The organism is Synechocystis sp. LEGE 06083, from assembly GCF_015207725.1.
Lineage (GTDB): Bacteria > Cyanobacteriota > Cyanobacteriia > Cyanobacteriales > Microcystaceae > Synechocystis > Synechocystis salina.
This window is the reverse complement of sequence record NZ_JADEWJ010000174.1, coordinates 1-8236: the sequence shown is the minus strand read 5'-3', so window position 1 is coordinate 8236 and position 8236 is coordinate 1. Positions and strand designations below refer to the sequence as shown.

The following is an 8236-nucleotide window of genomic DNA, read 5'->3' as shown; positions in this document are numbered from 1 at the left end:
GCCCCGCACCACCACGGGCAAAGTTTCCACCTCCAAAGCGGTTACTGCCCCCGCCCCCCCCCGACCTACGGGTACCGCTGCTAAAGGTACTATTTCTGGGCGTAGTAGTAATAAAGGTTTCGGTTCTACCTTTAAGGGCACTGGCCGGGGAGGTAAATAATGCAACCGATCAAAATTAGCCGTCGTCCCCGTTGGCGTCAGCATATCCAGGAAAATGCCTATCAAGCGGATGTGCTGAGTGATGCGGCCCAGCAATATTGGGTGGAAGCCTTGCCCCAACCTTTTGCCATTCAGTTCAGCCCCCAGGAAGAAACGGCGATCGCCGAAGCTAGTGAACAACTATGGCAAATGTGTGTGGAATTTCTCGATTGGTTTTTTGACGAAGAGGATGACCCCGCCATTGATAGCAGGTTGGCCCAGTTGAAAATTCGCCCCGAATATTGGCCTGCCCTCAAAAACAGTTGGCATCGCACCGATCCGGTGGAAGATTTGAGCCTAGCCACCCGCTTTGATCTGGTAGTGACCGACGATAGCCAGATTAAATTAATCGAAATTAATGGGGAAACGCCCCTGTTAGGGGCTGAAACTGTATATCAATGGAATTGGTTAGTGGATTACCAACGCAACCATAACCAGGGAGCCTATGCTTTACCCCAAAATGCTAGCCAATTTAATGAATATTGGGAAAGAACAGCGGGGCAATGGCGCAGGATTTATGAAGAATATGATTTACTCCGCACTGGCATTTCTTTTTTGGTAGATGAGCAACTGGAAGAAGACAGTGAAATGGCCATGCAATTAATCCAAATTCTCCACGATGAAGTAGATGCAAACATCTATACCCAATTGGTTTATTTGCGGGGCTTAGAAGATGAACGGGGGCAACCAATGCAGAGGGGTTTGGGTCTAGATGAAGATGGTTATTTTATCGACCATGCCAACGAAAGAGTTCCCATTTTATGGAAAATGTATGATTGGTCAGATTTACAAAATGACATGGCCAATGCCGGTTGTACGGAAGCCCTGGCTCAACGTTTAGCGGTGGGGGATGCCAAAGTCATTGAACCCCTATGGAAGCAAGTTTTATCCAATAAAGGGGCCATGGCCCTGATTTGGCAACAATTTAAAGATAGTCCATACGCTCGATATTTATTACCCACCTACTTTGAGAGTGATATTTCCCTCGAAGCGACCCGTTTGTTGTTAGAAGGGCTCCATGTTCGTAAACCCCTTTTAGGCATGGAGGGCATTGGTATTTCCATTGAATTGGGGGCTGGATCAGTGGAGAAACGCCCTAGCTACGGTTATGGGGAAGAGGGTTTTATTATCCAAGAATATATCGAACTGCCCCAAGCTTTTGATTACTATTACATGGTTGGTAGTTGGGTCATTGATGATACGGCTGCGGGGATTATTTTACGGGGGGATAAGGCTCGCATTACGGGCCGTCACTGTCTGATCATTCCCCATATTGTAGCGGCAGATTTTTTGTCAGTGGGTTAGGTGGTTAGTCCGAAAATTGAGGATATAGGATTGATGATAAAATCTATTTGTTTGGAAGATCAGCCCATAGAGTATCTCCCTACACTCTGTTTAAATTGTTGGGACGTGGATGAGTTAATTCCCATCGGTTATCGATTACCCCAGAGTATTATTAATAACTTAGCCAATCACTTAAAAGAAGATTTTTCTATTCTCCTTGGTCGAGATGTTTACTCTGAAGGGGATGCCCAGTTTTTATACAATTACTTGCTGTCCCGCCAGCGGGAATTATCAGCCAATTTTTTAGCGCTATTGCCCCTCTGGTTGGGGGATGAACAAAAACATTATCAAGCTTTGAGCCGGGTTTACAGTGCTTTATCCGGTTTAACTACCACGGCAATGGACAACAATTTCCATCGGCGATCGCCTAGCTTGGAACCCATTGCTTGGGTTTTGCAAGATGAATTCACCATTGTTAGTACCCTGGTGTTTGATGAGTTGGGGTCAATGTTGTCTTACCGTCGCGATCTAAGGGAATATTACCGACCCTTTGGTAAAACCTTTGCCAGAGTTGCCCAACATTTGGTACAGGATGAAGGTAGTCATTTTCGCCATTTCCTCAACATCCTGAAGCAAAATTATCCCCATCGCCTCAAAGAATTACCAGATTTTTTTCATAACCTCATCAAACTGGAAAAATCCCTAGGGCGCTATTACCACACTTTTTTATTGGACCATGCCCAGGAAATGCATCGTTTTCCCCGTTATTTTAGCGAGGTCGTTGTCCAACTAATTTTGGCGGAATTAAACTTTGGCGATCGCCCTAGTAGCACCGTGATTAAATCCTTAACTCTTGTTTCGCCCTAATCTATGAGTTACTTAATTCGTCCCATGGAAGTTGCCGATCGCCCATTGGTGATTCGTTGGGCCCAGCAGGAAGGATTTTGCCCGGGCATAGGGGATCTGGGAATTTTTTATGACACCGATAACGGCGGCATTTGGGTGGGGGCATGGCAAGGAAAGCCTGTGGGTTGCATTGCCGGAATTCGTTACGACGAAAACTACGGTTTTATTGGTTTATTTTTAGTCCAACCAGAGTATCGGGGCCGGGGTTTTGGGGTCGCCCTCTGGCAAACGGCGATCGCCCATTTAGAAAATGTCCATTGCGTTGGTTTGGAAGCGGCCTTAGCAAGGGTGGAAGATTATCAAAAATGGGGTTTTCGCCCTGCTTATTACACCCGTCGTTATCGTTTACCCCCCGCCGATCGCCGTTCCTGTGTGCGGCCAAGTTTTGCTCCCGATTTGCCCCCCGGTTATCAACTGATGGCTGGGGATGAATTAACGGAAGCCAAAGTGCAAGCCTATGACGCCCGCCATGAAGCTACTCCTAGACCCCTGTTCCTCCACGAATGGTTGGGAAGGCCGGAGGGAAAAGTGATGGTAATTTTGGACGACCAGGGGGATTGCTGTGGTTACGGCCGCATTCGTCCTTGCCTGTTGCCCGACGATGAAGATGGTTTTCCCCAAGGTTGGCGTTTGGGACCCCTCATGGCGGACAGCACGGCTTTAGCGGGGGCTTTGCTAGATGTGTTACTTGGCGATCGCCAGGGTCCGGTCTTTATCGATGTGCCAGATGTGAATCAGGATGCCATTTATCTATTGGAAGAACGGGGCTTTGAACTGACCTTGTTAAATCTACGCATGTATAAGGGCAATCCCCCCCAACTTCCTTTGGAGGACATCTACGGCTTGGCCTGTTTGGAATTAGGTTAGGGATTGGCATTATTTATTTGCCCTGGATTGTTAAGGCTATATTTTCAACATTTAAATACATTTGCTACTGTAGTCAATCAATTTGTACAATTCCAACAATAAATAACCCACTCATCTGTCAAGATCAAGACATAGGAATTGGTATTTTATCAATGAAAACTTTAACTTTATCTACAGCTACGCTCCTATTATTATCCCTGACTAGCATAGCTCCGGCAATGGCGCAATCTGAAACCATTAACTGCGTGAGAACCCGTGATGTAATTAATTGTTCTGATTATGGCAGTTTCCGTTATCAAGCTAATAACAATCACCGATATAATTCCCGCCCGACTGAGATTCGCTGTCTGCGGAACAATAATGTTATTAATTGCCCTAACTATGGCAGTTTTCGCTATCAAGCCAATAACAATAACAATAATAATAGGCGGTCTAATATTCGCTATAATCGTGAATCGGAAATTAACAATCTTTTCCTGCAAGTGTTAGGACGTAATGCCACCAGTAATGAAATCCGGGACTTTACCCAAACCATGAACAGTCAAGGTTGGTCTTCGACACAGGTTCGTGAAAACCTAATTAATAGTGAAGAATTTTATCAATCTATTAATAATTTCTATCGGGAATATCTAGGACGAAATCTTGATAACACCAGCCTTGTAAGTTACCGTAACTTAATTGTTAATGGTCGAAGCTTGGCTGATATTAAGAATGAGATTAGCAACAGTACCGAAGCTCGCAATCGTAATTATAACAACCGGGATAACTACAACCAAGGAAGTTATAATTCCGAACACCAGCGGCAATTCAATGATATGTATATCCAGGTGTTGGGACGCAACTCCAGTGCCAGTGAGTTAAGGAATTATGATCAATTTATAAATAATTCCAATTATTCCTTAGCCCAAGCTCGTCGGGATTTGGTTAATAGTCAAGACTTCAAGCAAGCATTAGATGTGGTCTACCAAGAATACCTAGGCCGTAACGCTGACTCAGAAGGACTACAGGGTTATCGCAATGCTGTCATCGCAGGCAGTACCTTTGAAAATGTGAGGAATGAAATTGCCAATAGTCCCGAAGCTAATCGGTACAATAACAACCGTAATAACGATGACTATTACAACCGATCCGGCGGCAATTCACTAATTCAAGGTATTCTCTGTAATATTACAAAGATCTGCTTTTGAGTTGGACAATTCCAATTTCTAACTCAATTTTCCCCCATTTATCCTTGAAATTAATCCACTGTAGAGGTTAATTTGGGGGGCAGAGGCGATCGGGACTTGTTAGGCTTTCGATGCAAAGAACTAATCATCCTACGGGGGTCTGGCAAATTCAGATTCGCAGGGCGGCGATTCTCGTCCACCATAACCGTAATGTCCACCTGGATCGGATTTGCCAGTTCTGGGTAGATTAGCTCAACGGAGTAACTCACAGACCGGAATGGGGTGAACTGGCCCGATTTTTCCTTATCAGCATCAACCGGGGCCTCGGTGCTCAATGGGGCAGCCGCGACGGGCTCTAACAGTTGCTCGTTTTCATCTTCGATCGTCGGTATGGCAGCTATTAACGGTTCTAGGGTTTCCTCTGGCTCATCCTTTTGGACTGTCTTCTCATCTTCGGCAATTATTGGGTCGCTCGACACTTCTGCCGGTTTTATTTCTTCTGTTTCTTGATAAGCTCCAGGTTCTGGCATTTCTTCTACTCCGGCTGGAATGATCTCTTCTTGGGCGGCGATCGCCGGGTCACTTAACACTTCAGGCTCTAGAACTTGAACTTCCGCTTCGTTGGTTTCCCCTATTCCCAATATTCCCAAAATTTCCAGAGAATGGCTAGGTTCCGACATCCTATTTTCCGTTAGTTTAGCCCTCGTTTTTCGGCTCCATTGCAGTACAGGCACCGGCTCTGGATCAAGCTCTGGCACCACCATAGGACGCAGGGGATGGGGCACAATGGCATTATTTTCCCCATCTGCTTGACTATTACCTACTTCCAGCTTTGATTTCTCCGGTTCGGCACTCAATTTGGGCACTGTGACCGTGGTCATGGCGGGGGCAAACACCTGAAATTGAAAGCGAATTTGCCAATTTTCCCCACAGAGTTGATCAAACAAATCAGGCTGGGCGCTCAATTGCCATGTTCCCGGTTGAACAGTGTGTAAATCCAACAGGGAAATGAGACCTTCGTCGTTAGTGCGGCCTTGGAAATCATGATTTTCCACTTTGCCAGTGGTAGAGAAAAATTTCCAGCGCCATTGCACATACTTACCGGGCAATGCTAGCCGGGCCGCTAGGCGGTAATGGCCCACGGGGAGGGAGCGACAGGACTCTAGGGGTTGCCAACTGGGGTTATCGTCGGTTTTAAACCAAATTGTCCATGGGGTCATGGCAGGTCACAGAAAAGTTAGAGGTGAGGTGGGGTTATTTTTCCCTATGTCCCGCTAAACGTTGTTTGAGTTCCGTAATGTCCCCCATTAAATCCTGTAACTGCAAGGTTTCCTGGGCTTTACTGGCCAGCCATTTAAGCTGAACTGTGCCCGTTGCCATTTCCCCTTCTCCCAGCACTAAGCAGGCGATCGCCCCGGATTTATCAGCCCGTTTAAATTGTTTGCCAAAGGCGCTGGCACTCAGATCTAGGGCCACGGACAATCCCTGGCTGCGTAATTGTTGGGCCAAAATTAGAGCCTGGGGTTCCGCTTTTTCTCCTTTGGAAATGAGGTAAAAGTCTGGGCCGAGAACGGGGGGCGTAGCCATTTGTTGCAACAGGATAATTAATCGCTCCAATCCCATGGCCCAACCAACGGCCGGGGTGACGGGACCGCCCAATTCCTCTACTAAGCCATCGTAACGACCGCCGCCGCAAACGGTGGCCTGGGCCCCCAGATCGCTGGATTGAATTTCAAAAGCGGTGTGGGTGTAATAATCCAAGCCTCGCACTAGGGTGGGAGTGAGTTGGTAGGCAATGCCCAAATCCGTCAGTAGTTGTTGCACTTGGTCAAAGTGGTGCTGGGAGTCTGGCCCTAGGTGATCCAAAATGCTGGGGGCACTCTGAACGATTTCCTGGGTGCGTTTAGCTTTACTATCGAGAATTCTTAGGGGATTGCGCTCTAATCGGTCTTGGGAGTCTGGGTCTAGCTCGTCCTTAAAGGGAGTCAGATAACTGATTAATGCTTCCCGGTATCTTTGGCGATCGCCGCCGTTGCCAACAGAATTTAAGGCTAGGGAAAGGTTACTCAATCCCAAAGCTTTTAAAATGTCGGTGCCTAGGGCAATCACTTCCACATCGGCCCTCGGGTCAGCGCTGCCCAATACTTCCACCCCCAATTGGTGAAATTGTCGTTGCCTACCAGCCTGGGGTCTTTCATAGCGGAACATGGGCCCGGTGTACCACAGCCTTTGTACCCCTCCAGCGGCCTGTAAATTTTGTTCAATATAGGCCCGCACCACCCCCGCTGTGCCTTCCGGTCTTAGGGTAATAGGACGATCGCCCCGGTCGGTGAAACTATACATTTCCTTGCCCACCACGTCTGTGGCTTCCCCAATACCCCGCTCAAATAGGGAAGTCTGCTCAAAAATGGGGGTACGAATTTCTTGATACAAGGCCCGGTCTAAAATGCCTTTGGCGATCGCCTCTACCCACTGCCAATAGTTGGTTTCCGGGGGCAAAATGTCACGGGTTCCACGAATGGCTTGGATAGCTCCCATAGTTCGGCTCAGTTCCTGTCAAACAAAATACGTTCCTAACCTTAGCGGATTCCGAGGACCCATTGCTCCCCGGCGATCGGCAATTAGTTTGCCTTGGTTTCTGGTAGTCAATCTTCCAACACTTGGGTAATGGCAAAGGGACATGATTCAGGAAAAACATTCAGAGCTAACCCCGTTTGCCTGGAGGCTTCCCGCCGCGCCCTGGCATATTCCTTTTCTAAAATTGCTTCGGGATAGTTGCGTAAGCTAGGGCTGTCTTCAATTTTGCGGCGGATTTGGGAGCGGCCATCATTGATAGAATCAAGCCAACTGTCTGATCGCCGTTGGGGTTGATATTGCCATTTCAGCAGATGCACCATAATCCTTTCCATTTGCGAACCTATGGCACTGCGCTCACTTTTGCCCAAATCCTCTATCTCCTCAATTAAGTGGGGCAAATCAATCGCTTCCCAACGTTTCTCCCGCAATAATTGTGCGGTGGTCCTGGCCCAAAGTACTAAATCTTGTTCGTAGGTGATTGACATATTTTTATCTGTAATTAGCAAAATAGATTGAAAATTGTTGCTTGCTACAATCTTTAAACTTATGAGAACGACACTTGGAATCAGTGATAATGTTACCAAAACCTCCATTGCCGACCTATTTTTGATTCCGTAACCGCTTTGTTTTCTTTTGCCTCTGTATAATCAGGATTAACTTGTAATGCTTTATTGTAGTCAGCGATAGCGCCTTTATAATCTCCCAAATAATGTTTTGCTACTCCTCTACGATTATAGGTAATAGCAAATTGAGAATTAATTTCTATTGCTTTGTCGTAATCTCCTATAGCACCAATATATTGTTTCAAACAATGCTCTGCTATTCCTATACTGTTGTAAATTGCAAAATCACTAGACTCAATCGCTATAGCTTTACTAAAATCGACAATAGCACTTTTGTGCTCTCCCAAATAACTCTTTGCTAACCCTCTGAAATTATAAGCAACAGCAGATTGAGAATTAGTTACTATAGCGCTACTGAAATCAGAGATGGCACCTTTATAATCTTTCAATCCTTGCTTGGATAATCCTCGATTATTATAGGCATCAATACAATTAGGATCAATTTTTATAACTTGGGTGTAATCATCAATGGCACCCGAATGATCTTTTAATATTTGTTTTGAACGTGCCCGATTACTGATTGACTGACAAAAGTTTAAGAGGACTCGTAGGAATAGACCTGGAGAGTAAACTCAAGGGCATAAAGGCGGCGGTGATGCTGACGAAGGGAAGCCA

Annotated in this window: 8 protein-coding genes; 4 read left to right on the top strand and 4 right to left on the bottom strand. The window is 46.2% G+C overall.

Annotation, left to right across the window (positions count from 1 at the left end):
- The first annotated feature begins 159 nt into the window (after positions 1-159).
- The 4 genes from IQ219_RS13210 to IQ219_RS13195 all read left to right on the top strand — a co-directional run bounded on the left by IQ219_RS13210 (position 160) and on the right by IQ219_RS13195 (position 4442).
- Positions 160-1503, top strand: coding sequence for a glutathionylspermidine synthase family protein (locus IQ219_RS13210; RefSeq protein ID WP_194072915.1), 1344 nt, complete (start codon positions 160-162; stop codon positions 1501-1503).
- Positions 1504-1536: 33 nt separating this feature from the next.
- Positions 1537-2349 (top strand): hypothetical protein, encoded by an 813-nt coding sequence (locus IQ219_RS13205; RefSeq protein ID WP_194072914.1) that lies wholly within the window; start codon positions 1537-1539, stop codon positions 2347-2349.
- Between the two features lie 3 nt (positions 2350-2352).
- Complete coding sequence (locus IQ219_RS13200; protein WP_194072913.1) at positions 2353-3255, top strand: GNAT family N-acetyltransferase; 903 nt, start codon at positions 2353-2355, stop codon at positions 3253-3255.
- Positions 3256-3473: 218 nt separating this feature from the next.
- Positions 3474-4442, top strand: coding sequence for a hypothetical protein (locus tag IQ219_RS13195; protein WP_228017060.1), 969 nt, complete (start codon positions 3474-3476; stop codon positions 4440-4442).
- Between the two features lie 50 nt (positions 4443-4492).
- Here IQ219_RS13195 and IQ219_RS13190 read toward each other — a convergent pair whose 3' ends face one another.
- From IQ219_RS13190 to IQ219_RS13175, 4 genes are all read right to left on the bottom strand, one after another.
- Entirely contained in the window at positions 4493-5641 is a 1149-nt protein-coding gene (locus IQ219_RS13190) for a hypothetical protein (RefSeq protein ID WP_194072912.1), read from the bottom strand.
- A 34-nt stretch (positions 5642-5675) separates the two neighbouring features.
- A complete protein-coding gene (hisS, locus tag IQ219_RS13185; protein WP_194072911.1) occupies positions 5676-6959 on the bottom strand; it encodes a histidine--tRNA ligase in 1284 nt (427 codons plus the stop codon).
- Between the two features lie 107 nt (positions 6960-7066).
- Positions 7067-7483, bottom strand: a complete 417-nt coding sequence (locus IQ219_RS13180; RefSeq protein ID WP_194020472.1) for a DUF29 domain-containing protein — start codon at positions 7481-7483, stop codon at positions 7067-7069.
- Between the two features lie 92 nt (positions 7484-7575).
- The gene (locus tag IQ219_RS13175) at positions 7576-8010 is read right to left on the bottom strand and encodes a tetratricopeptide repeat protein (protein WP_194072910.1); all 435 of its coding nucleotides are present in this window, start codon (positions 8008-8010) and stop codon (positions 7576-7578) included.
- Positions 8011-8236: the final 226 nt, after the last annotated feature.